This is a genomic window from Campylobacter cuniculorum DSM 23162 = LMG 24588 (assembly GCF_002104335.1).
GTDB lineage: Bacteria > Campylobacterota > Campylobacteria > Campylobacterales > Campylobacteraceae > Campylobacter_D > Campylobacter_D cuniculorum.
In genome coordinates, this window is the sequence record NZ_CP020867.1 from 1,666,715 (window position 1) to 1,687,387 (window position 20,673).

The 20,673-nt window shown below is 31.3% G+C and carries 21 protein-coding genes and 4 tRNA genes; 18 read left to right on the forward strand and 7 right to left on the reverse strand.

What is annotated here, in order from left to right; translation table 11 throughout:
• Positions 1 to 32 precede the first annotated feature (32 nt).
• Positions 33 to 1,391 carry an Asp-tRNA(Asn)/Glu-tRNA(Gln) amidotransferase subunit GatA gene (gene gatA, locus CCUN_RS08300; protein WP_027305510.1) on the reverse strand — a complete coding sequence of 453 codons (1,359 nt, stop codon included), beginning with the start codon at positions 1,389 to 1,391 and terminating at the stop codon, positions 33 to 35.
• Between the two features lie 105 nt (positions 1,392 to 1,496).
• Positions 1,497 to 4,250: an isoleucine--tRNA ligase gene (ileS, locus tag CCUN_RS08305; RefSeq protein WP_027305511.1), complete on the reverse strand. Its 2,754-nt coding sequence runs from the start codon at positions 4,248 to 4,250 to the stop codon at positions 1,497 to 1,499.
• A gap of 96 nt (positions 4,251 to 4,346) precedes the next feature.
• On the opposite strand from ileS, the gene CCUN_RS08310 reads away from it, so the two are divergent.
• The 6 genes from CCUN_RS08310 to rpsR all read left to right on the forward strand — a co-directional run bounded on the left by CCUN_RS08310 (position 4,347) and on the right by rpsR (position 8,696).
• Positions 4,347 to 5,435 (forward strand): CinA family protein, encoded by a 1,089-nt coding sequence (locus CCUN_RS08310; protein WP_027305512.1) that lies wholly within the window; start codon positions 4,347 to 4,349, stop codon positions 5,433 to 5,435.
• A 287-nt stretch (positions 5,436 to 5,722) separates the two neighbouring features.
• Positions 5,723 to 6,250, forward strand: coding sequence for a CDP-diacylglycerol--glycerol-3-phosphate 3-phosphatidyltransferase (gene pgsA, locus CCUN_RS08315; protein WP_027305513.1), 528 nt, complete (start codon positions 5,723 to 5,725; stop codon positions 6,248 to 6,250).
• The gene (rseP, locus tag CCUN_RS08320) at positions 6,247 to 7,350 is read left to right on the forward strand and encodes an RIP metalloprotease RseP (protein ID WP_027305514.1); all 1,104 of its coding nucleotides are present in this window, start codon (positions 6,247 to 6,249) and stop codon (positions 7,348 to 7,350) included. The genes pgsA and rseP overlap by 4 nt, the downstream gene beginning before the upstream one ends.
• A 186-nt stretch (positions 7,351 to 7,536) precedes the next feature.
• Positions 7,537 to 7,914 carry a 30S ribosomal protein S6 gene (gene rpsF, locus CCUN_RS08325; RefSeq protein ID WP_027305515.1) on the forward strand — a complete coding sequence of 126 codons (378 nt, stop codon included), beginning with the start codon at positions 7,537 to 7,539 and terminating at the stop codon, positions 7,912 to 7,914.
• A 7-nt stretch (positions 7,915 to 7,921) separates the two neighbouring features.
• Positions 7,922 to 8,419 (forward strand): single-stranded DNA-binding protein, encoded by a 498-nt coding sequence (locus CCUN_RS08330; protein ID WP_027305516.1) that lies wholly within the window; start codon positions 7,922 to 7,924, stop codon positions 8,417 to 8,419.
• A 16-nt stretch (positions 8,420 to 8,435) separates the two neighbouring features.
• Positions 8,436 to 8,696 carry a 30S ribosomal protein S18 gene (gene rpsR / locus CCUN_RS08335; protein ID WP_027305517.1) on the forward strand — a complete coding sequence of 87 codons (261 nt, stop codon included), beginning with the start codon at positions 8,436 to 8,438 and terminating at the stop codon, positions 8,694 to 8,696.
• Between the two features lie 66 nt (positions 8,697 to 8,762).
• On the opposite strand, the gene CCUN_RS08340 is transcribed toward rpsR, so the two are convergent.
• Genes CCUN_RS08340 through fliW form a run of 5 tightly spaced genes read right to left on the reverse strand, consistent with a single transcriptional unit; the run spans position 8,763 to position 11,338 of the window.
• Positions 8,763 to 9,215: a hypothetical protein gene (locus CCUN_RS08340; protein ID WP_027305518.1), complete on the reverse strand. Its 453-nt coding sequence runs from the start codon at positions 9,213 to 9,215 to the stop codon at positions 8,763 to 8,765.
• Positions 9,212 to 9,904 (reverse strand): hypothetical protein, encoded by a 693-nt coding sequence (locus CCUN_RS08345; protein ID WP_027305519.1) that lies wholly within the window; start codon positions 9,902 to 9,904, stop codon positions 9,212 to 9,214. Before CCUN_RS08345 ends, CCUN_RS08340 begins: the two co-directional genes overlap by 4 nt.
• Positions 9,901 to 10,200: a type II secretion system protein gene (locus CCUN_RS08350; RefSeq protein ID WP_027305520.1), complete on the reverse strand. Its 300-nt coding sequence runs from the start codon at positions 10,198 to 10,200 to the stop codon at positions 9,901 to 9,903. The genes CCUN_RS08345 and CCUN_RS08350 overlap by 4 nt, the downstream gene beginning before the upstream one ends.
• Positions 10,197 to 10,931: a pyrroline-5-carboxylate reductase gene (locus tag CCUN_RS08355; RefSeq protein WP_027305521.1), complete on the reverse strand. Its 735-nt coding sequence runs from the start codon at positions 10,929 to 10,931 to the stop codon at positions 10,197 to 10,199. Before CCUN_RS08355 ends, CCUN_RS08350 begins: the two co-directional genes overlap by 4 nt.
• Positions 10,931 to 11,338 (reverse strand): flagellar assembly protein FliW, encoded by a 408-nt coding sequence (gene fliW, locus CCUN_RS08360; RefSeq protein WP_027305522.1) that lies wholly within the window; start codon positions 11,336 to 11,338, stop codon positions 10,931 to 10,933. Before fliW ends, CCUN_RS08355 begins: the two co-directional genes overlap by 1 nt.
• A 190-nt stretch (positions 11,339 to 11,528) precedes the next feature.
• Here fliW and bamD point away from each other — a divergent pair, with 190 nt between their 5' ends.
• The 12 genes from bamD (at position 11,529) to CCUN_RS08420 (ending at position 20,652) form a co-directional block, all read left to right on the forward strand.
• Positions 11,529 to 12,176 carry an outer membrane protein assembly factor BamD gene (gene bamD, locus CCUN_RS08365; protein WP_027305523.1) on the forward strand — a complete coding sequence of 216 codons (648 nt, stop codon included), beginning with the start codon at positions 11,529 to 11,531 and terminating at the stop codon, positions 12,174 to 12,176.
• A 9-nt stretch (positions 12,177 to 12,185) separates the two neighbouring features.
• Positions 12,186 to 14,561 carry an endopeptidase La gene (lon, locus tag CCUN_RS08370; RefSeq protein ID WP_027305524.1) on the forward strand — a complete coding sequence of 792 codons (2,376 nt, stop codon included), beginning with the start codon at positions 12,186 to 12,188 and terminating at the stop codon, positions 14,559 to 14,561.
• Between the two features lie 426 nt (positions 14,562 to 14,987).
• Positions 14,988 to 16,412, forward strand: a complete 1,425-nt coding sequence (locus CCUN_RS08375) for a catalase (RefSeq protein WP_027305525.1) — start codon at positions 14,988 to 14,990, stop codon at positions 16,410 to 16,412.
• A gap of 41 nt (positions 16,413 to 16,453) precedes the next feature.
• Positions 16,454 to 16,954 carry an ankyrin repeat domain-containing protein gene (locus CCUN_RS08380; protein WP_027305526.1) on the forward strand — a complete coding sequence of 167 codons (501 nt, stop codon included), beginning with the start codon at positions 16,454 to 16,456 and terminating at the stop codon, positions 16,952 to 16,954.
• Between the two features lie 213 nt (positions 16,955 to 17,167).
• Entirely contained in the window at positions 17,168 to 17,629 is a 462-nt protein-coding gene (locus CCUN_RS08385) for a restriction endonuclease (protein ID WP_027305527.1), read from the forward strand.
• A 329-nt stretch (positions 17,630 to 17,958) separates the two neighbouring features.
• A tRNA-Gly gene (locus CCUN_RS08390) sits at positions 17,959 to 18,033 on the forward strand.
• Between the two features lie 13 nt (positions 18,034 to 18,046).
• Positions 18,047 to 18,135 (forward strand) — tRNA-Leu (locus CCUN_RS08395).
• Positions 18,136 to 18,143: 8 nt separating this feature from the next.
• Positions 18,144 to 18,217, forward strand: a tRNA-Cys gene (locus CCUN_RS08400).
• A gap of 23 nt (positions 18,218 to 18,240) precedes the next feature.
• Positions 18,241 to 18,328: transfer RNA gene (locus CCUN_RS08405), tRNA-Ser, on the forward strand.
• A 137-nt stretch (positions 18,329 to 18,465) separates the two neighbouring features.
• Entirely contained in the window at positions 18,466 to 19,002 is a 537-nt protein-coding gene (locus CCUN_RS08410; protein ID WP_027305528.1) for a hypothetical protein, read from the forward strand.
• 8 nt (positions 19,003 to 19,010) lie between these two features.
• Positions 19,011 to 19,550 (forward strand): HAD family hydrolase, encoded by a 540-nt coding sequence (locus CCUN_RS08415; protein WP_027305529.1) that lies wholly within the window; start codon positions 19,011 to 19,013, stop codon positions 19,548 to 19,550.
• Complete coding sequence (locus CCUN_RS08420; RefSeq protein WP_027305530.1) at positions 19,537 to 20,652, forward strand: hypothetical protein; 1,116 nt, start codon at positions 19,537 to 19,539, stop codon at positions 20,650 to 20,652. Before CCUN_RS08415 ends, CCUN_RS08420 begins: the two co-directional genes overlap by 14 nt.
• Positions 20,653 to 20,673: the final 21 nt, after the last annotated feature.

Genomic DNA, 20,673 nt, shown 5'->3' on the forward strand with positions numbered 1-20,673 from the left:
TAGCCTTTAATTTAAAATTATTGACAAATTTTTTACTGCTTGATAATTTTTTCCAAATTCAAAGCTCCATCAAGCAAATTTTGCTCATCAAAAGCCTTGCAAATCAGTTGAGCTGAAATATTTAAGCCGTCTTTGTCCTTAGCCACAGGTATGCTAATAGCTCCAAGCCCTGCTAAATTAACAGAGATTGTAAAAACATCCTCCAAATAATTTTGCATCGGTGTTTTTTGAGTGTCAAAACTAAAGGCTGTCGTTGGAGTAACGGGCATAAAAATCAAATCACAATCCCTTAGAATTTCTTCATATTTAGCCTTAATCAAAGCCCTTGCCTTTTGAGCCTTAATATAATATGCATCATAATATCCGCTACTAAGCACGAAAGTTCCTAACAAAATTCTTCGCTTAACCTCCTCGCCAAAACCTTCGCTCCTTGTTTGAATATACATATCTTTCAAGTTTTTACTTTGACTTCTCTTTCCATATCTTACCCCATCATAGCGACTTAAATTCGCACTTGCTTCAGCTGTTGCAATGATATAATAGGCTGCAATATCAAATTTAGAATCAAGTAAATTCTTACAGACAAGCTCATGTCCATTTGCTTTTAAAGCATCTATAGTTTTTAACAAAGCGGTTTTAATTTCAGAGCTTGTTTGATGGATATAATTTTCAATCACAGCAATCCTAAATTTACGATTAGGATTTAAACGAGGTGCTGTTTTAATGAATTCTATTTTTGCACTTGTACTATCCATAGGGTCATGTCCTGCAATCGCATCATATAAAATCGCAGCATCTTCAACATTTTGTGTTAGAGTTCCGATTTGATCAAGACTTGAAGAATAAGAAGCCAAACCATAGCGACTCACCCTTCCATAACTTGGTTTAAACCCTACACAACCGCAAAATGCCGCAGGCTGACGCACAGAGCCGCCTGTATCTGAACCTAAACTTGCTAAAGCAAGTTGAGCCGCTACTGCTGCGGCACTTCCACCACTACTTCCGCCCGGAACTTGATTGGAATTTAAAGGATTAAGAGTTTTTCCATAAAATGAAGTTGATGTTGTACTTCCCATAGCAAATTCGTCCATATTGCATCGCCCAAAAGGAGAAAAACCATTGCGTTTTAAATTCACAATAGCACTTGCATCATAAGGTGCAATATAACCTTGTAAAATTTTAGAAGCACAAGTAAGTTCCCAACCTTTAACGCTGATATTATCTTTAATTGCCACAGGCACACCCTCTCCTGCATCATTAAGCTCACAACCTAAAAATTGCTCAATAAAAGCTCCGATTTGTTTTTGTTTTTTTGCTTTATCGTTGAGTTCTTTTTTTAAATTTTCAAGTTCATTTTTTGAGTAAGTTAAAGCTTCTTTTAAACTAATCATTTTTATCCTTTTTTCTTATAAAAAGTATGGCTAAAGTACTTAAAAAAAATACGACGAAAATCGTAATCAAAACAAGACTTGTTGGAATTTCCTCTTCAAACACTCTTACATCCTATCAATCACTTCTTGACATCTTGGACAAAGCTCATCTTGAGCTTCAAATTTCCAGCATCTTGGGCATTTGTTGTGCTTTGCTTTGATGATTTTAAATTTTTGGTTTTCTATTTCAAATTCAAACAAAGCCTCCTCATTGCCCATTTTTTCAAAGACACTGACTATAAACCAGTCTGCCATTTCAATTCTCGGTAGGGCTAAAATGGCTTTTGAATTGGTTTGAAGTTCAAGCTCTAAGGTTGATTTAATCATTTTATCCTTTTTAAGAGTGTCAATGAATTCAAAAAATTTTTCCCTCGCTAAAAGCAAAATTTTATCATCAATCTTAAAATCATACTCAAATTTTTCCTCTAAACTCAAATCAAACACATCCAAAGCCTCACCTTTAATCAAAACATTGCTATGCTCTAAGGCTTCATCAACACTATAAGTCAAATTTGGAGCTAATAAATTTAAAAGCTCTTTAGTGATTAAAACCATCGCAACTTGGGCACTTTTTCTTTTGGGGCTGTCTTTATCATCACAATAAAGCCTATCTTTGATAATATCAAGATAAATTCCGCTCAAATCCGCACTTAAAAAATTTAAAAGCCCATTAAAACCCTTAGAAAAATCATAATTTAAAAAAGCTTCTTTACTTGTTTTAAACACCAAACTTGCACGAGTGAGTATCCATTTATCGATAAAAGAAAATTCATCAATTTGCATATCTTTTAAATCATTTGTATTTGCGAGTAAAAATCTTATGGTATTTCGAATTTTGCGGTATTGTTCGCTCACTTGTTTGAGTATATTTTCAGAAATTTTTAAATCACTTGAATAATCACTCAAAAGTATCCAAAGTCTTAAAATTTCAACTCCATAAGTCCTTGCTACATAGTCAGGAGCGATAACATTGCCTTTGGATTTACTCATTTTTTGTCCCTTTTCATCAGTGGTAAATCCATGTGTTAAAATGCTTTGATAAGGGGCTTTTTGTTTGATTGCAGTCCCCACTAAAAGTGAGCTTTGAAACCAACCTCTATGCTGATCGCTTCCTTCTAAATACATACTTGCTTGCTCTTCTCCTGCGTCGAAATTTCCGCTATTTAAAACCGCATTCCAAGTACTGCCGCTATCAAACCAAACATCTAAAATATCGTAAATTTTTTCTAAATTTTCAGCTTTGTATTTTGAATTTGGAGGAAGCAAGTCTTTGATTTCAAGTTCCCACCAAGAATCTGCTCCTTGTCTTTCAAAAATTTTCGCAATAAATTCCAAAATTTCATCATCAAGCACAATTTCTTTGGTATTTTTATCTCTAAAAAATGCAATCGGTGTCCCCCAATCTCTTTGCCTTGATATGCACCAATCAGGGCGATTTTCAATCATAGAACCTATTCTTTTAATCCCGCTTTGTGGGTAGAATTTTGTTTTTAAAATTTGTTCTTTAGCTCTTTCTCTTAGACTTTTTCCTTCAAGTTTTGGTTCATCCATTAAAATAAACCATTGTTTGGTTGCTCTATAAATTACGGGTTTATGAGTCCTCCAGCAAAAAGGATAAGAGTGTATGAATTTTGAAACAAAGATGAGATTTTTACCTAAAAGTTCTAAGATTTTTTCATTTGCTTTAAAGATATGAAGTCCTATAAATTCATCAAGCAAAGCAGGAGGTAATAAGCCTTTAGTTCTCAAGGTTTCATCATAACAACCTCCATCATCTACAGGCATTAACACTTCAAGCTTGTATTTTAAGCCCATATAATAATCATCTTCTCCATGCCCAGGTGCTGTATGCACAAGTCCTGTTCCTCCGTCCATTAAGACATGTTCGCCAAGTACAAAAAGGGATTTTCTTGAATTGAGCGGATTGATTGCATTTAAACCTTCAAATTCTTTAGCTTCAAATTCTTTTTCAAGCTCTCCTTGAGTCAATCCAAGTTTTACCATATTTTTAAGCAAGGCTTTAGCAAAAATCAAACCCTCTTTTGTTAAAACATAATTTTCATTAGGATTTAAAGCTATGGCTTGATTAGCCACCAAAGTCCAAGGCGTCGTAGTCCAAATAACCGCACTTGCTTTTTTAATGTTTAATTTTTTTAAAGCCTCTTCATCGAGTTCAAATGCGATAAAACTTGAATAATCTTCTTTGTCTTCGTATTCCACTTCGGCTTCAGCCAGAGCGGATTTTGCTGCCCAACTCCAAAATACAGGTTTAGAACGTTCATACAATAGTCCTTTTTTAGCGATTGCACACAAAGTGCGGTAAATATTTGCTTCAAACGCAAAATCCATTGTAATATAGGGTTTATCCCAATCTGCTATCACGCCTAAATTTTTAAATTCATTTTTTTGTATGTTTATGAATTCACTTGCATGTTTTCTGCAAAGTGTGCGAATTTCTTTTTTGCTTAAATCCTTTTTTTTATCCTTAAGCTGAAGTTCAACTTGTTGCTCTATAGGAAGCCCATGACAATCCCAACCGGGAGTATAACGCACTTTTTCTCCATTAAAATAATGCGTTTTGATAATGGTTTCTTTTAAAATTTTATTTAAAGCGTGTCCTATGTGGATGTGTCCATTTGCATAAGGAGGTCCATCATGTAAAGTAAAAGTTTTTTGAGCGTTTTTACGTTTTTGTTTTATCTTTTCATAAGCATAATTTTTATCGAACCATTTTTTAAATTTTTTAGGCTCACATTCGGCTAAATTTGCACGCATAGCAAAGCTTGTATTTGGCAAAAGTAAAGTTTCTTTATAGTTCATATTTTAACCACCTTGTTTTTTAAAGTGAAATTTTACCTAAAATAGCTTAAATTTCTACCCTATTTTTAGATATAATTACAAGAAAAAAGGAAAAAAATGAAACATTTGCTTTTTATTGTTGGTGATGAGCTTATTATGAGTCAAAATTATAAGGATTATATTTATAGAGCTTATGAAGAAAAATTTCAAGAGCTTAGTGAAATTCGCATACAGAGCAAAACAGATAAAGAATTGCCTTTTTTACTTGAAAAACTTATGAAAAAATACGAATTTATCACTTTATTTGCAGATGAACAATGCTACGCGATTATTGCTAAAATTTTAGCCACACTTGATGAGGACAATCTTATCCTTAAAGATGAAACTTTGGTTCCGGATAAAGCAATCTTTGCTAAAAATAGCTTTGTGAGTGATTTTAAATATTGCAAGATTAATCTTTTAAAAGTCAATACAGAGGAAAAACTTCCGCCCTTGCTTGGCGAAATTTACCTTGATTTTAAATATTTTTGTCTGTTTGGAATCGATGATGAGAGTGCTTTAATCTTGCTTGAAACCCTTAGAAAATCCTTTGAAGTCAGCATTAAGGCTTCAAAACTCTTAGAGAATCTCACTCTTATGAAGGTTACAAGCTCACAAGCTGTAAAGATTGAAGGTTTTTTACAAAGTGTTAAAAAACTCTTTGGTCCCAAAGTTTTTTTAGGAAAAAATCCACTCCATTTTATCATCAATAAACTTTTGGAAAAAAGGTTAAAAATTTCTTTTGCTGAAAGTTGCACGGGAGGAAATTGTGCAAGTACGCTGACAAAAATTTCAGGAGTGAGTGAAATTTTTGAAGGTTCAATCGTAAGTTATTCTAATCGCTTAAAACACGAATGGTTAGGCATTAGCGAGAGTGTTTTAGAAGGAAGAGGGGTTTATAGCGAACGTTGTGTTTATTTTATGCTTAAAGGCATTTTCAAAACCGCTCAACCAGATTTTGCTCTTGCAATCAGTGGCATAGCCGGAGATGAGGATAGAGAAGGGATTAAGGCTGGGAGCGTTTATATCGGTGCTATGTTTAAGGACGGCACTTATTTGCAAGAGCTTTTAGAACTCAAAGGCGATAGAGAATTCATACAAAAACAAGCCGTGCTTGGTGCTTTTTACCTTATGTTTAAACTCAAGCCCGAAATTTTTGAATTTTAAAAGCTTATTTGGTTTAATTCTAGTTGCAAAATCAAGGCTTATTTTAAATGATTTTTGTGTCATTGTATGCGTTAAAATTAAATTTTTTAATGAAAAAATTTATAAATGCTTCAAAAATGAGGCTAAATTTATTACAAACTTTTGCATTTAAACATGAATAATTCAATATTTTATTTGTTGAAAAGCTCGTTTTGTTTGAAAGTTAATTTTTATAAAATTTTAAATTTTCTGCAAACTTTTTTAACATAAATTTGTTAGAATTAATACATTTTATTTTAAGGCAAGTTATGAATTTACCTAATACTTTAGCTGTGTTAAGAATGATTTTAGCTCCTTTGTTGTTTTTTTTACTCACTCATCATTTTGATGGGGTGCATCAGAGCTGGATTAATTATTTTGCTACTTTGGTATTTGGCTTAGCAGCTTTGAGTGATTTTTTTGATGGTTATATTGCACGTACTTGGGGACAAACGACTAAGCTTGGTGCTATTTTAGACCCTTTAGCGGATAAAATGCTCACTCTTGCAGCTTTTTTGGGGCTTCTTATCTTAGGAAGAGCTAATGAATGGGCGGTTTATCTTATCTTGGTGCGTGAGTTTTTTATCACGGGTTTTAGAGTGATTATGGCGAGTCAAAATTTAAATCTCGCTGCTTCTTTTACAGGTAAGCTTAAAACAGGTTTTCAAATCACTGCCATTATTTTCTTAACAATGCAATGGTTTTTAGGAGAATTTTTACTCTATCTTGCCCTTATTCTCACTTTGTATTCTGGTTTTGAATACATTTATGTTTATATAAAGGAAAAAAAGCAATGAAATCTTTACTTCTTTTGGTTGCGATTCTTGTTTTGGGATTTAAATTTTATTCTGTGGAATTTTTAGCCACTCTTTTAGTCATTTCTTTTTTGATTTTTTTTCACGAATTGGGACATTTTTTAGCGGCAAAATCTTTAGGTGTTAAGGTTGAAATTTTTAGCATAGGTTTTGGTAAAGCTTTAATCCAAAAAGAAATTAAAGGCACAAATTATCGCTTAAGTGCTTTACCTTTGGGAGGTTATGTTAAACTTAAAGGACAAGATGATTTTAATCCTAGCGAAGAAAATTACGAACAAGACAGCTATGGAATTTTAACCCCTCTTAAAAAAATTTACATTCTTTTTGCTGGACCTTTTTTTAATCTTTTTTTAGCTTTTTTGCTTTATGTGATTATTGCTTATTTAGGAGTGCAAAAACTTGCTCCACAAGTTGGCAATCTCTCTCCTAATTCACCGGCTTTACAAGCTGGAATCAAAAGTGGCGACAGAATTTTAGAACTCAATGGAATAAAAATTCAAAGTTTTGATGAAATTTCAAAACTTGTTACAAATGAGCCTTTAACTCTACTTGTAAAAAGGGGAGAAGAAAATTTGATTTTTAATTTAACTCCGAAAATTGCGACAACTTATAATGAATTTTTACAAGCTGTACAAAAACCGATTATAGGTATTTCTCCAAGTGGCGAAAATGTGGTTTTGTATTATAAAGGTTTGCAAAGTTTAAAATACGCCTATGAAGAAAGTCTTAATGCGGCGAGTCTTATTATTAGAGGTATTATCAAGCTCATTACTACAGATATAGAAGCAAAAAATTTAGGTGGAATCATCACTATGGTTGATATCACTTCAAAGGCAGCTAGTATCGGTATATCCACGCTTTTAATCATCACAGCTCTTATTTCTGTCAATCTTGGAATTTTAAATCTCTTGCCCATTCCTATGCTCGATGGCGGACATATTTTATTCAATCTTTACGAGCTTGTTTTTAGGAGAAAAATTTCACTCAAAACCTTTGAATACCTAAGTTATGGAGGTATGGTTTTGCTTTTTGGCTTGATGCTTTTTGCTACTTATAATGATATTATGAGATTTGTAAAATAAAAACTTTGTTTTAAAAGGCTCTTAAATCAATAAAATTAAAAATTTGCTAGGGTTAAAGCTTCGTATTCCGCTTTCTAAAATTTCAAAGTCAAGTATAAATTAAGCAAGAATTTGTTATAATTAAATTTGCTTTATGCAAAATTCCTTGCCTGTGAAAATGGGCTTAACATCCACAAGGAGAAAATGATGAAACATTACGAGGTTTTATTTATCTTAAAACCTACACTCACCGAAGAAGAGGTGAATGCGAATTTAGAATTCGTCAAAGGAGTCTTGACTAAAAATGGTGCAGAGCTTGAAACCATAGTTCCAATGGGGACAAGAAAACTTGCTTATAAAATTAAAAAATACGAAAGAGGAACTTACTTTGTAATCTACTTTAAAGCTCCTACAATTTTAATTGCAGAACTTGAAAGAGTATTGAGAATTACGGAAGAAGTGATTAGATTTTTGATTGTAAAATATGAAAGCAAAAAAGAAATTATGGCTTGGGAAAAGCTTAGTCGTGGTATTAAACAATCTAAAAAAGAAATCAAACCTTTGGATTCTCCTGAAATTCAATGAGGAAAAAATGTTTAATAAGGTCGTTTTGGTAGGAAATCTCACTAGAGATATAGAATTGCGTTATGCACAAAGTGGCAGTGCTATCGGGGTATCGGGTATTGCTGTTACAAGAAAATTTAATGTCAATGGAGAAAAAAGAGAAGAAACCTGCTTTATTGATATAGCTTTTTATGGTCGCACTGCTGAAATAGCAAATCAATATTTGTCTAAAGGAAGTAAGGTCCTTGTTGAGGGTCGCTTAAAACTCGATCAATGGGTTGATCAAAATGGGCAAAATCGTAGTAAGCATAGCGTTCAAGTTGAAAATATGGAAATGTTAGGTTCTAATCCCAATTCACAAGAAAATTCTGCTTATGCTCAAACTCATCAGCAAAGCTTTGAACCCTATAAAAATCAAAATTCTAAAGCAAAAACGCAAACCCAGCAAAAAAATCAAAATGAAGAAAAAATCAAAGAAATTGATGTTGATGCCTATGATGGCGACGACAGCGATTTACCATTTTAATTTTAAAGGATAAATTATGGCAGAAAAAAGAAAATACTCACGCAAATATTGCAAATATACAGAGGCAAAAGTTGAATTTATAGATTATAAAGATGTAGCAATGCTTAAACACGCTCTTTCAGAGAGATTTAAGATTATGCCACGTCGTTTGACAGGAACGAGTAAAAAATATCAAGAAATGGTTGAAGTTGCGATTAAAAGGGCAAGACATGTGGCATTGATTCCTTATATTGTTGATAGGAAAAATGTAGTGAATAATCCTTTTGAAGGGCTTTAAACTTTACTTGTTTGTGGTAAAATTTCAAAACCTTAAAAATGAATGCTTAGCTTAAGTCTTTAATTTTTAGGGTTTATAAAAATTTTCTTTAGGATATATGAAGCTTTTTTGATTGATAAAAATTTCTTCATTGACTCCTTTATTAGAATTAAGAGCCACGCTAATATTTGCAATGATAACCCCATCTTTTGAAAGATTTGCATCCTTGTTAAGCTCTGTGAATTTAAAATTCTCACAAGTTGCAATAGCATAAAAATAATCAATTCTTATTGTATCGTTTGATTTAGGATAATGAAAGCTCACAGAATTAAGACATTCTTTATTTTCTTTTTTGGCTCTATACAGAAAATATTTAGCAAGTTCTTTAGAATCATGGGCTAGAATCTTAGCTTGTAAATACAAATGCGTGTCTTTGAGCAAACGCGGGGCATAGCTTGATAAATTCAAATTAAAACCGAGATAAAATCCAAGCAAAAGGATCAAAAAAACGACATTCAATAAAATATAGGCTTTCTTCACAGATAAAGCCTTTTTTGTAAGCATTGATTGAAAGTTCCTTTTTGCATACAAATTTTCAAAATTAAATTTCCAGCCCTATTTTGAAATTCAAAAACACTTACATTTTGAGCTAAAATTCCACTTTGTTTGAGTGAATCATTGTGAAATTTTGGACGCAGTTCATATTCAATCTTCGTATTTTTTAAAATCAAATCAAGTCTGGCTTCCAAGGGAAGAAAAATTCCTACAAAATCAGCTTTTACATTTTTATCACTTAAAATTTGCAAGGTTTTAACTTCATCTTGAACTAAAACATAAAGCCTTTTTTCATCATCTTTAAATAAATCTTTACGATTTTGTAAGATTTTTAAAAATTGACTTTTAGGAGAATAAAGGCTGGTGTTATTATCCAAAGTTAAAGTGGAGTTCATTAAATAAGCCTTGTAATTGCTGTCTAAATCCAAAATATTTTCCTCATCCCTTAACAAACAAGTTAAAGCATTTGGAGATATTTGTATTTTAAGGCATTTGGATAAAATTTTTTCTGTATTGAGCAGGGCTTGATTTAAATCTAAAAGCATTTGATGGCTTTCTGAAATTTTAAGATTAAAATGATAATTTTCTTTTAAGGTTTTACTTATTAAAACAAATAAAAGAGCAAAAATCACACAAGAAAAAGTGAATTCTAGCAAAGTAAAAGCTTTTTTCATTGAAAATAAACACTATAATTTTGGTCTAAAATTTTTAAACTCTTTAGTTCAAATGCTTCATCTTTTGCTATTTCTTCGCCGATATTTAAGGAATTTAAACCCGAAATTTTGAGTTCATAAATTTTGAAATTTGAATTTTGATTGAGTTTTTCTTCTAAAATATAAAGATTCTCGAGCAATTTTAAGGGCTCGTAATTTTTATAAATTTGCTCATAATACAAAGAAAAACTTGAAAAAATCACAGCTAAAATCACCACAGAAATGATAATTTCTATCAGTGAAAAAGCTTTTTTCATTCAGAGCTTCGGTCTATAGCTTCAATAAAAGCTGCACGCACGGCTTTTTCTTCTAAGGCTTTAATGCCTTTTATCGTTACACCTGCTGGAGAGCAAATATTTTCTTTAATCAAAGCAGGATGCTCATGTTTTAAAAGAGCATTAACACTTTCAAAAAGCCCTTGAGTTAAATTAAGGCTTAAATCCTTTGTCAAACCTTTATAAACCCCTCCTTCAGCAATGCTTTGAGCCACTAAGGCTAAAAAAGCAGGGGCACAACCGCTGATTGCCATTGCAGCATTCATTTGTGAAGAATCACTTAATTCATAAGCCTTACCAAAAGTATTGAGTAAATTGAGAATCTCATCTTTAAATTTTGAATTTTTAAGGATATAAGGGGTTGTGGAGGCTTTGTATCTTGCAGCAATATTTGGCATAATTCTTATAGTGTTTTTTGCCTTGATGCATTCTAATTCTTTAAAATCTGTATTTGCTAAAACAGATATTAAAATTTTAGCCTCACCCTTTAAAATTTGAGCCACATTTTTGAGTGCATAGGGTTTAAAAGCTAAAATAACCACCTTAGATTCTAAATCAAAATCCTCATAAAGCAAGGTTTTAAAGCCTTGCTCTTTTAAAATTTTAAGCTTTGATTTATCGCGTCCAACTATAAAAACTTCATATTTATCACGCAAACCATAAGCTAAAGCACTTGCCATTGCTCCATTTGCAAGTATATACACTTTTGGCATTATTTTTTATCTGTATCCTTTTTATTCATATATTTAGAAATTTTATCTGCCTGAAAAAAGTCTGGATAATTCACTGTGTCTAAAATGACTTGAACCATAAAATTATTGTCTTTATTGATAATAATGGGTGCTAAGAAATTCACAGTTGATTCTTCTATGGTTTCAGCAAGAGCCACTATATTATAAACAACATAATTTGAATTTGGTGTTAATGAGAGCAATTCTTGATAATAAGCCGGTATGTCAAAATCATAATCGGGTCGAATCAAAAAAGGATTGATAAGAACGAAAGAAAAATCTTTTCCATCAAGACTTTTAAGTCTTAAAAAGACCTCATCGATAGTTGAAAATTCCATCTTTTTAGTTTCTTCAAAACCCAAAATAGGACACTTAACCTCTAAGGTTATTTTTTCTTCACTCATTTTTTACTCCTTGTAAATCTTTGATGGGTTATTATATCACAAAGAATAAAATAATCATTTAATTTTTTTAAAAAATTTATTTTGTTTATGAAATTTTATTAAAATTTAACCAAAAAATAATTTAAAATCGTTAAAATTAATATTTTAATTTATTCACAATAAAGGTTATATTTTTATGAAAAAACATATCTTTTTGGCTTTTTGTATAGGAATTTTTCTTGCTGCGTGTAGTGCTAAAGATTCAGAAGAGCTCTATAATTTAAATGCTACGCAGTGGTATAAACAGATCATTAAAGATTTGCAAAATAAAGATTTAGAAAAAGCCGACACTCATTATGGCGGAATGGCAAGTGAGCATGTTGCAGACCCTTTACTTGAAACCATTCTTATTATTTTAGCTCAAGCTCATATGGATGAAGAAGAATACGAACTTGCCGAGTTTTATCTTGATGAATATAATAAAAAATTTGGAAATTCAAGAAATGTTGATTATATACGTTATTTAAAAATCAAAGCTAAATTCGATGCCTTTGCTTTACCAAACCGCAATCAAGCCTTAATGCTTAAGAGTCAAAAGGAGATTGATTCTTTCTTGCAGGATTATCCTCACACTCAATACGAACCCTTAGTCCAAACTATGCTTACTAAATTCAATCTTGCTGTGTTTTATCTTGATGACACTATATCTGATTTGTATCAAAGAATCGGTAAAGAAGAGAGTTATAAAATTTACCAAAAAAGATTAGAAGAGTCTGAATTTTTTGATAAGAGCATTATTGAACCTGAACTTCCTTGGTATAGAAGTATATTTGAAAAATTTTAAGGACAAATAATGGAAATTGAAGAATTAATAGAATACCCCTCTAAACTTCCTGTTTTAGTTGAAGATGAGCTTTTTTTATATCCTCCTATGATTACGCCGATTTTTATCAACGATACTCAAAATATGAGTGCTTTAGAGCTTAGCATTAAAAATGGTTCTATGCTTTTTGTCGCTCCTTCTCAATCCGGAAATGGTAGAAATTTCGATGAAATTTATGATTGTGGTGTGATAGGGGGCATTATGCGTAAGGTGCCTTTACCTGATGGACGCGTAAAAATTCTTTTTCAAGCTTATGCTAAGGGGAGGATTGTTGAAAGAATTTCAAACAAACCTTTAGAAGCAAGAATTGAACTTATTAAAGATGAACCCTTAGATGAAACTAAAAAACACGCTTTGCTCGATGTTTTAAGAGAACATATAAGAGTTTTGGCTAATATAAGTCCTTATTTTTCTCCCGATTTGCTAAGAACAATTGATGAAGAAATGGACGCTTCGAAAATTTGCGATTTGATTTTAAATACGATAAGAATCAAAAAACAAGATGCTTATGAATTTTTCATCTTAACAAATCTTGAGAAAAAACTTTTAAAATTGATTGATTTAATTGTCGATGAAATTGAAGCAAATACAATCAAAAAAGAGATTAAAAACAAGGTGCATTCAAGGATTGACAAGGTTAATAAAGAATATTTTTTAAAAGAACAGCTCAGACAAATTCAAAAAGAACTTGGGAGTGATACTCAAAAAGAAGATGAAATCAAAGAATATTACAAAAAACTAGAACTTAAAAAGAATTTTATGCACGAAGATGCGTATAAAGAAGTTAAAAAGCAAATTGAAAAATTCGAAAGAATTCATCAAGATAATTCTGAAACCTCAATGATACAAACCTACATAGAAACAGCTCTTGATGTGCCTTTTGAAAAAATTTCTAAGAAAAAACTTGACATTAAAGAGGTGAGCAAACAACTCAATCTTGATCATTATGCATTAAACAAACCTAAGGCTCGTATAGAAGAATATTTTGCGGTACGTGAGCTTTTAGAAAAAAGAAAAATTGCCGATAAGGACGGAGCTAAGGTGATTCTCTGCCTTTATGGACCTCCGGGCGTGGGAAAAACTTCTCTTGCAAATTCTGTTGCTAAAGCTTTAAAAAGAGAACTCATACGTATAGCTTTAGGAGGGCTTGAAGATGTTAATGAACTTAGAGGACACAGACGTACTTATATCGGGGCAATGCCCGGACGCATTACGCAGGGACTCATTGAGGCTAAACAAATCAATCCTGTCATAGTCTTAGATGAGATTGATAAATTAAGTCGTAGTTTTAGAGGAGATCCTAGTGCAGTGCTTTTAGAGATTTTAGACCCTGAACAAAATTCTAAATTTAGGGATTATTATCTTAATTTTAACTTAGATTTAAGCAAGGTGATTTTTATCGCTACGGCAAATGATATTAGCAATATCCCAAGTGCTTTAAGAGATAGAATGGAATTTATTGAATTAAGCTCTTACACACCGGGCGAAAAATTCCATATTGCTAAAAAATATCTTATTCCAAGTGAGCTTAAAAAACATGGTTTAAAAGCTACGGAATTTAAACTTGATGATAAGACCTTAGAGCTTATAATCAGTGATTATACTCGAGAATCGGGTGTGAGGAATTTGCGTCGTAAAATTGCACAATTGTGTCGCAAAAGTGCTAAAAAACTCTTGCTTGAAGAATGCAAGAAGGTTGTCATTGATGCTAAAAATTTAAATGACTTTTTAGATAAAAAAGTCTATGAGCCTCAAAAACTTGATTTTAAAGATAAAATAGGACAAGTCAATGGTTTAGCCTGGACTCCTGTGGGCGGAGATGTGCTTAGAATTGAAGCTGTAAAAATTAAGGGCAAAGGAGAACTAACCCTAACCGGAAGTTTAGGTGATGTGATGAAAGAGTCTGCTAAAATCGCTTTTAGCGTCATAAAAGTTCTAATCGATGAAGGTAAAATTAAAATTCCTAAGAAACTGATTTTAGATACAAAAAGCAATGTTTATGACCAATACAATCTTCATATCCACGTCCCTGATGGTGCTACTCCAAAAGATGGTCCAAGTGCAGGCATTACTATTAGCACAGCATTAGCTTCTATTTTTAGTTCTAAAGCTGTAAAAAATGATGTAGCAATGACGGGAGAAATTGATTTGGCTGGGAGAGTTTTACCTATAGGAGGATTAAAAGAAAAACTCATCGCTGCATATAAAGCCGATATAAAAACAGCCTTGATTCCAAAAAAGAATTATGAAAGAGATTTAAAAGACATTCCTAATGAAATTCAAAATGGTATGAAAATCATTCCCGTAGAGCATCTTAGCGAGGTTTTGCAATATGCTTTAGTTTAATACTGATTAAAAAATCAGATATATTTTATCTTCGCATAAAAACAAAGCGATTAAAATTGAGGTAATATTTAGATTATGCGATATTTTTTATATTCGTTGTTTAAAAGCAAAAGAAGTTAAATCAAGAGAATATAAATATATCTAAAAATATTAAATACAAAATTTATGTAATGGCATATTAAAGAATGATAAAAACAAAAATAAGCAATTTATTTATAAAAAAACATTTATATTAATTAAGAATATATTGAATAAAATATAATATTTTGTATTATAAAAACTTGATTAAATCTGAAATAATATTATTTTATTATTTCTATGATTTTAACTATAAAATCCAAAATTTCCCATTATGATTAAGCCAATTTTTATTTTTAAAAGATATAATTTATTTATTAATAATTTTTATTAATTAAGGAGAAAATAATGAAAAAATTAACCAATGATTTTGGAAATTTTGTTGCTGACAATCAAAATTCAATGAGTGCCGGAGCTCAAGGACCTCTTTTAATGCAAGATTATATCTTACTTGAAAAACTCGCCCATCAAAACCGCGAAAGGATTCCGGAAAGAACAGTGCATGCTAAGGGAAGTGCAGCTTATGGAGAGCTTAAAATTACAGCAGATCTTTCTAAATACACCAAAGCAAAAGTTTTGCAAATGGGTGAAGTGACTCCGCTCATACTTCGTTTTTCTACCGTTGCTGGAGAAGCTGGAGCTGCTGATGCTGAAAGAGATGTGAGAGGTTTTGCCATCAAATTTTATACCAAAGAGGGAAATTGGGATTTAGTGGGGAATAATACTCCAACCTTTTTCATTCGCGACGCCTATAAATTTCCTGATTTTATCCACACACAAAAACGCGACCCTAGAACGCATTTAAGAAGCAATAATGCTGCTTGGGATTTTTGGACTCTATGTCCTGAAAGTTTGCATCAAGTTACCATTTTAATGAGCGATAGAGGAATTCCTGCAAGTTATCGCCATATGCACGGATTTGGAAGCCATACTTATAGTCTTATCAATGATAAAAATGAAAGGTTTTGGGTGAAATTTCATTTTAAAACCAAACAAGGGATTAAAAATCTCACAAACGCAGAAGCACAAGCGATCATTGCAAAAGACAGAGAGAGTCATCAAAGAGATTTGGTTGAAGCTATTGATAGAGGAGATTTTCCAAAATGGAAAGTTCAAATTCAAATTTTAGCTGAAAATGAAGGGGATAAACTCGGTTTTAATCCTTTTGATTTAACCAAAATTTGGCCTCATAGTATTGTGCCTCTTATGGATATTGGTGAAATGGTGCTTAATAAAAATGTTGAGAATTATTTCAACGAGGTTGAACAAGCCGCTTTTAGTCCGAGCAATATAGTGCCCGGAATTGGCTTTAGTCCGGATAAAATGCTTCAAGCTAGAATTTTTAGCTATCCTGATGCTCAAAGATATAGGATAGGCACAAACTACCATTTACTTCCTGTTAATCGTGCTAGAAGTGAGGTTAATACCTATAATGTTGCGGGGGCGATGAATTTTGATAGCTATAAAAATGGTAGTGCTTATTATGAACCAAATAGTTATGCACAAAGTCCAAAAGAAGATAAAAGCTATCTTGAGCCGAATTTAAATTTAGAAGGTGATGCCCAAAGATACAAAGCTCTTGATGATGATTTTTACACGCAACCAAGAGCCTTGTTTCATTTAATGAATCAAAACCAAAAAGAACAGCTTTTTAGCAATATCGCTGCTTCTATGGAAGGTGTGGATTCTACAATCATCGATAGGGCTTTAGAACATTTTGAAAAAATTTCGCCTGATTATAAAGAGGGTGTTAAAAAAGCACTTCAAAAATAATTTTTTTCTGCCCAAAAGGGCAGTAAATTAAAGGATGAATAATGGAAATTTTAAGTTTAGAAGAAGAAAAAAGATTTGCAGAACTTTGCAATATGGCATTTGATTTTGCAAGAAATGATGAATGTGAAAATTTAGAAATTATGATTAAAGCGGGATTGAATGTTAATTTAAAAACACAAAAAGGCGACACGCTTTTAATGCTTGCGAGCTATAATAATTCTTTAAAAACAGCTCAAATGCTTTTAGAAAATGGTGCAAGAGTTGATGAAAAAAATGATAGGGGACAAACTCCTTTAGCAGGTGTTTGTTTTAAGGGGCATTTACAAATGTGCGAACTCTTGGTAAAACATGGAGCAAATATCAATGAAAACAATGGCTTAGGGATGACTCCTTATACTTTTGCTATCATGTTTGGACGCAAAGAAGTGGCAGAATTTTTACTCAATCATTCTAAAAAAAGCTTGATGAAAAGAATTGCATTGAAAATTTTAAAAATTTTAAAAAATGACAAAAAAATAGCTAAGAATTTTGATAAAAAATAATAAAACAAAATATTTTAAATATATTTTTTCAATGAAAATCTTTATAAACAATCTTTTTTAAAGTCAATTTTTCAATCTTTGGTTCATTGCTTTTTTGTTTTTAATGATTGTTAATAACTCAGCTATTTTTAATATTTTTTTGTTACCATTTATTCTTATTTTTACATATATTTTTATAAAAAGAATTCTTAAAAAATATAAATAGGAATAAAAATGCAAAAATTTCAAAATTCAAGACAGAATGCTAAGTATATACAAAAGGGTGATAAATATGAAGAACTTGTAGCAAAATATTATAGAGACCAAGGCTACATCGTTTTTAAAAATAGCTTATTAGGGCAGCAAGATGGCGGACTTGATTTGATTGCTTTTCACCAAAATCACACTTTACTCATACAATGCAAAAACTATACTCAAAACACTCAATTTAAACTCAAAAAAGAAAATATGGAAATGATTATAAAGAATCTTGATGAATTTAAGAAAAATCATCTTTTTTATCCCCATTCAAATTATGAGGTTAAATTTATGCTTGTTGTTTCCTCGCCCTGTGTAGAATTTGAAACTTTTAAAGCTTATAATAAAAAACGTATAGAAATTATCGAACTTCCTATTTCAGATAATGGAGAATTCATTGATACAGAAAAAACAAAGAAAAATAAAATTCAAACTTAAATCACTTCAGATTCCATTCAAGCTCATAATTTAAAGGTTTTTACAAGATTTATTTTAATTCTTTAAAATGAAAATATCATCTTTTTTATCAACTTTTATTAAAATTCTAAAATACGTCTAAAATAATGGATTTTTCATATTATATAAATGAAGCAAATTTCAAAAAAACTAAATTTCTAATGATTGCTTTATTGATACATTATATTTTTTAGATTTCAATACAAGTTAAGCTATCAATTTAATTGCCTTTAAAAGCTTTGAATAAAATAAAGCAAAGGGTTTTATAAATAAACTCCTTTTAAGTTTATTTTGTTAGAATTTTAATTTTTGCGGGAATAGCTCAGGGGTAGAGCACAACCTTGCCAAGGTTGGGGTCGCGAGTTCGAATCTCGTTTCCCGCTCCATACTTCTTTCTTTGCCCGGGTGGTGGAATTGGTAGACACAAGGGACTTAAAATCCCTCGGAATTTTTCTTCCGTGCCGGTTCAAGTCCGGCCTCGGGCACCATAACTCAAGGCGACATAGCCAAGCGGTAAGGCATGGGCCTGCAAAGCCTTGATCTCCGGTTCGAATCCGGATGTCGCCTCCAAAGGCAAACTTAAAAATTATACTCGGGAGATGGCTGAGTGGTCGAAAGCGGCGGTCTTGAAAACCGTTGAGGGTCACACCTCCGGGGGTTCGAATCCCTCTCTCCCGGCCACTTTCTTCAATGACAGCTGATTTCATTTTGCTTAAAAAATTTGTTGAAATGACCACGATTTGACTTGACTTGACTTTTTTTTTTTTTTGATATAATGGCTTCTTTTTTAAAAAAATATTTAATGAAAGGGGTTATAAATGGAAACGTATGTTTTATCTTCAAATTTATTCGCATTTTGTCGAAATCGTTGCTGGATTTGCTGGATTTGCGGTGGTGATAAAGCCCATATAGTAGAAACTATTCATCGTTATATAGGGGACTATACACATAATATATTTGAATTGTGCATATGTCAAGGGTGTTATTATAAATATACTTACACAAAAGAGGAAATTAAGGATATTATAAAAAGGGATATTATTAAAGACAGACATGATGATTGTTGTGGTGACAAGTGCATCGAAGATAGAATAATCGATCATTGCTTAAAACAAATAACATACTCCGGTAAAAATATAGAACTCTTCATTTATTTAATTTTCAAAAAACTAGAAAGTTTTAACTATGATTTCAATCCCGAAAAATACCCTTTTGAGAGATTTGTTGATATGATTAAAGAAATAGATTTTAAACGCAATGCACTTTCTAAAGGAAATGATGAATTGTTAAGCTCCTATGGTTTTAACCCTAAAAAAATGTGTGATGAAGAAAAAGCTCTTATTCTCAACCGGTAAGGCAATGAATGATTTTTGTTTTGGATATGGATGGAACCTTGATAGACAGCAATGAAGCAAATTTTCTTTCTTATAAAGATGCCTATGAATCGATTCTTAAAGAAAATTTTACTTTAGAATATAATCATTCAAGATTCACATTTAAAGATTTGAAAAAATATTTTCCCCATTTAACTCCAAAACAAAAACAACAAATCAAAGAAGAAAAGACACGTTTATACGCTCAATATCTCTCATACACAAAAATCAATCAAAATTTACTCAATCATATTTTAAAATTCATCAAAACCCATAAAATCTTTTTATGCACTAATGCTGCAAAACAAAGGGTTGAAATGATTGTAAAATATCATCATTTGGACTTTTTATCGGGAATATATTGCAATGAAAGCGACAATAAATTTTTAAATTTTTTAAAGCATTATAATTTTGATGCCAAAGATATTATTGTTTTTGAAAATGATGACTCACAAATTTCTTGTGCCTTACAAGCGGGTGTCTTAAAACAAAATATTATAAAAATAGGAATGTGCTATGAAACGACTTAAAGAATTTTTTATAGAGGCATGTTATTTTGGCGAAAACGTTAAGGTTAAAGTCTGTTATCATAAAGACTATATAAGTTATGGAGCCAAAGGCAATCCGGACTTTTTGGTTACACTTAAAAATTGGCATAGAGATAAAAAATATAAAGAATTGATTAAAGCAAAAAATGAAGCGAAAAGTTATATCTATGATATTTTAAAACGATTGAAAAAAGCATATACTATATGTGTTGTTCCTAGAAAATATATAGATAAAGATGAAAAGCAAAGTTTTTTTAGAAAAGCTGTAGAAGAAGTTGTCAATGGATTAAGACGCGAGGGCAGTCCTATTATATTTGATGATATATTTGATGATATATTTGATATCGAAGATGAATTACTATTTACACAAGATGTAATATTGATTAATGATATTTATACTAAAAATACTGATATTATAGAAAATTGCGTTTGCAACCTTCTTAGGCGTGAAGCAAGTAGCGTTGGGGTTTATTGTATTGCAAAAACTAAGGAACCTAATTGTTATAAGAGTGATGAGTGTTGTGAAGATCCTTATGAATATAAAAATTTTAAAATAGGCGATGAATTTGATCAAGCAATGCTTGATAAATTAGATTATAGTGGTGATTGTTACTTGGATTATTATTATTATGATGATGAGAGGAAAGATATTATGTGGTTTCGTGATTATACTGCAAATGGTAGATTACAGAGATATATAGATTATTTAAAAGGGTTCAGTGAATTACTTTATGAACTCACAGCTTATGAACTCACAGCAGAAAATGAAGAATATAGAGTATTATTAAAAAGATATATAGAAAAATTAAAACAAAGCCTAAAAAATTTAGAAGAAGAAGATACGAATGCGGTAGATGAAGAACATATAGAATTATTAAGACAAGATATAAAACAAACAAAACGAAAGATAAAACAATTAGAACGTTTTTTTGAAATGATAGATACTTATGTAAAAAATAATAGTCCTAAAGAAAAGAAAGTAAGTTGGGAAGAATATATAGAAAACTTCATAGCTACTGAAGCAGAAAAATATAAAAATAATAAACCTACTAGAGAAGATGATGACAGCGATTTACCTTTTTAATGAAATTAAATCAATCAATAC

Bases quoted from the DNA above. Each gene is read 5' to 3' on its own strand.
- gatA (WP_027305510.1), bottom strand. From the start codon at position 1,391: ATGATTAGTTTAAAAGAAGCTTTAACTTACTCAAAAAATGAACTTGAA.
- ileS (WP_027305511.1), bottom strand. From the start codon at position 4,250: ATGAACTATAAAGAAACTTTACTTTTGCCAAATACAAGCTTTGCTATG.
- CCUN_RS08310 (WP_027305512.1), top strand. From the start codon at position 4,347: ATGAAACATTTGCTTTTTATTGTTGGTGATGAGCTTATTATGAGTCAA.
- pgsA (WP_027305513.1), top strand. From the start codon at position 5,723: ATGAATTTACCTAATACTTTAGCTGTGTTAAGAATGATTTTAGCTCCT.
- rseP (WP_027305514.1), top strand. From the start codon at position 6,247: ATGAAATCTTTACTTCTTTTGGTTGCGATTCTTGTTTTGGGATTTAAA.
- rpsF (WP_027305515.1), top strand. From the start codon at position 7,537: ATGAAACATTACGAGGTTTTATTTATCTTAAAACCTACACTCACCGAA.
- CCUN_RS08330 (WP_027305516.1), top strand. From the start codon at position 7,922: ATGTTTAATAAGGTCGTTTTGGTAGGAAATCTCACTAGAGATATAGAA.
- rpsR (WP_027305517.1), top strand. From the start codon at position 8,436: ATGGCAGAAAAAAGAAAATACTCACGCAAATATTGCAAATATACAGAG.
- CCUN_RS08345 (WP_027305519.1), bottom strand. From the start codon at position 9,904: ATGAAAAAAGCTTTTACTTTGCTAGAATTCACTTTTTCTTGTGTGATT.
- CCUN_RS08350 (WP_027305520.1), bottom strand. From the start codon at position 10,200: ATGAAAAAAGCTTTTTCACTGATAGAAATTATCATTTCTGTGGTGATT.
- CCUN_RS08355 (WP_027305521.1), bottom strand. From the start codon at position 10,931: ATGCCAAAAGTGTATATACTTGCAAATGGAGCAATGGCAAGTGCTTTA.
- bamD (WP_027305523.1), top strand. From the start codon at position 11,529: ATGAAAAAACATATCTTTTTGGCTTTTTGTATAGGAATTTTTCTTGCT.
- lon (WP_027305524.1), top strand. From the start codon at position 12,186: ATGGAAATTGAAGAATTAATAGAATACCCCTCTAAACTTCCTGTTTTA.
- CCUN_RS08375 (WP_027305525.1), top strand. From the start codon at position 14,988: ATGAAAAAATTAACCAATGATTTTGGAAATTTTGTTGCTGACAATCAA.
- CCUN_RS08380 (WP_027305526.1), top strand. From the start codon at position 16,454: ATGGAAATTTTAAGTTTAGAAGAAGAAAAAAGATTTGCAGAACTTTGC.
- CCUN_RS08385 (WP_027305527.1), top strand. From the start codon at position 17,168: ATGCAAAAATTTCAAAATTCAAGACAGAATGCTAAGTATATACAAAAG.
- CCUN_RS08410 (WP_027305528.1), top strand. From the start codon at position 18,466: ATGGAAACGTATGTTTTATCTTCAAATTTATTCGCATTTTGTCGAAAT.
- CCUN_RS08415 (WP_027305529.1), top strand. From the start codon at position 19,011: ATGATTTTTGTTTTGGATATGGATGGAACCTTGATAGACAGCAATGAA.
- CCUN_RS08420 (WP_027305530.1), top strand. From the start codon at position 19,537: ATGAAACGACTTAAAGAATTTTTTATAGAGGCATGTTATTTTGGCGAA.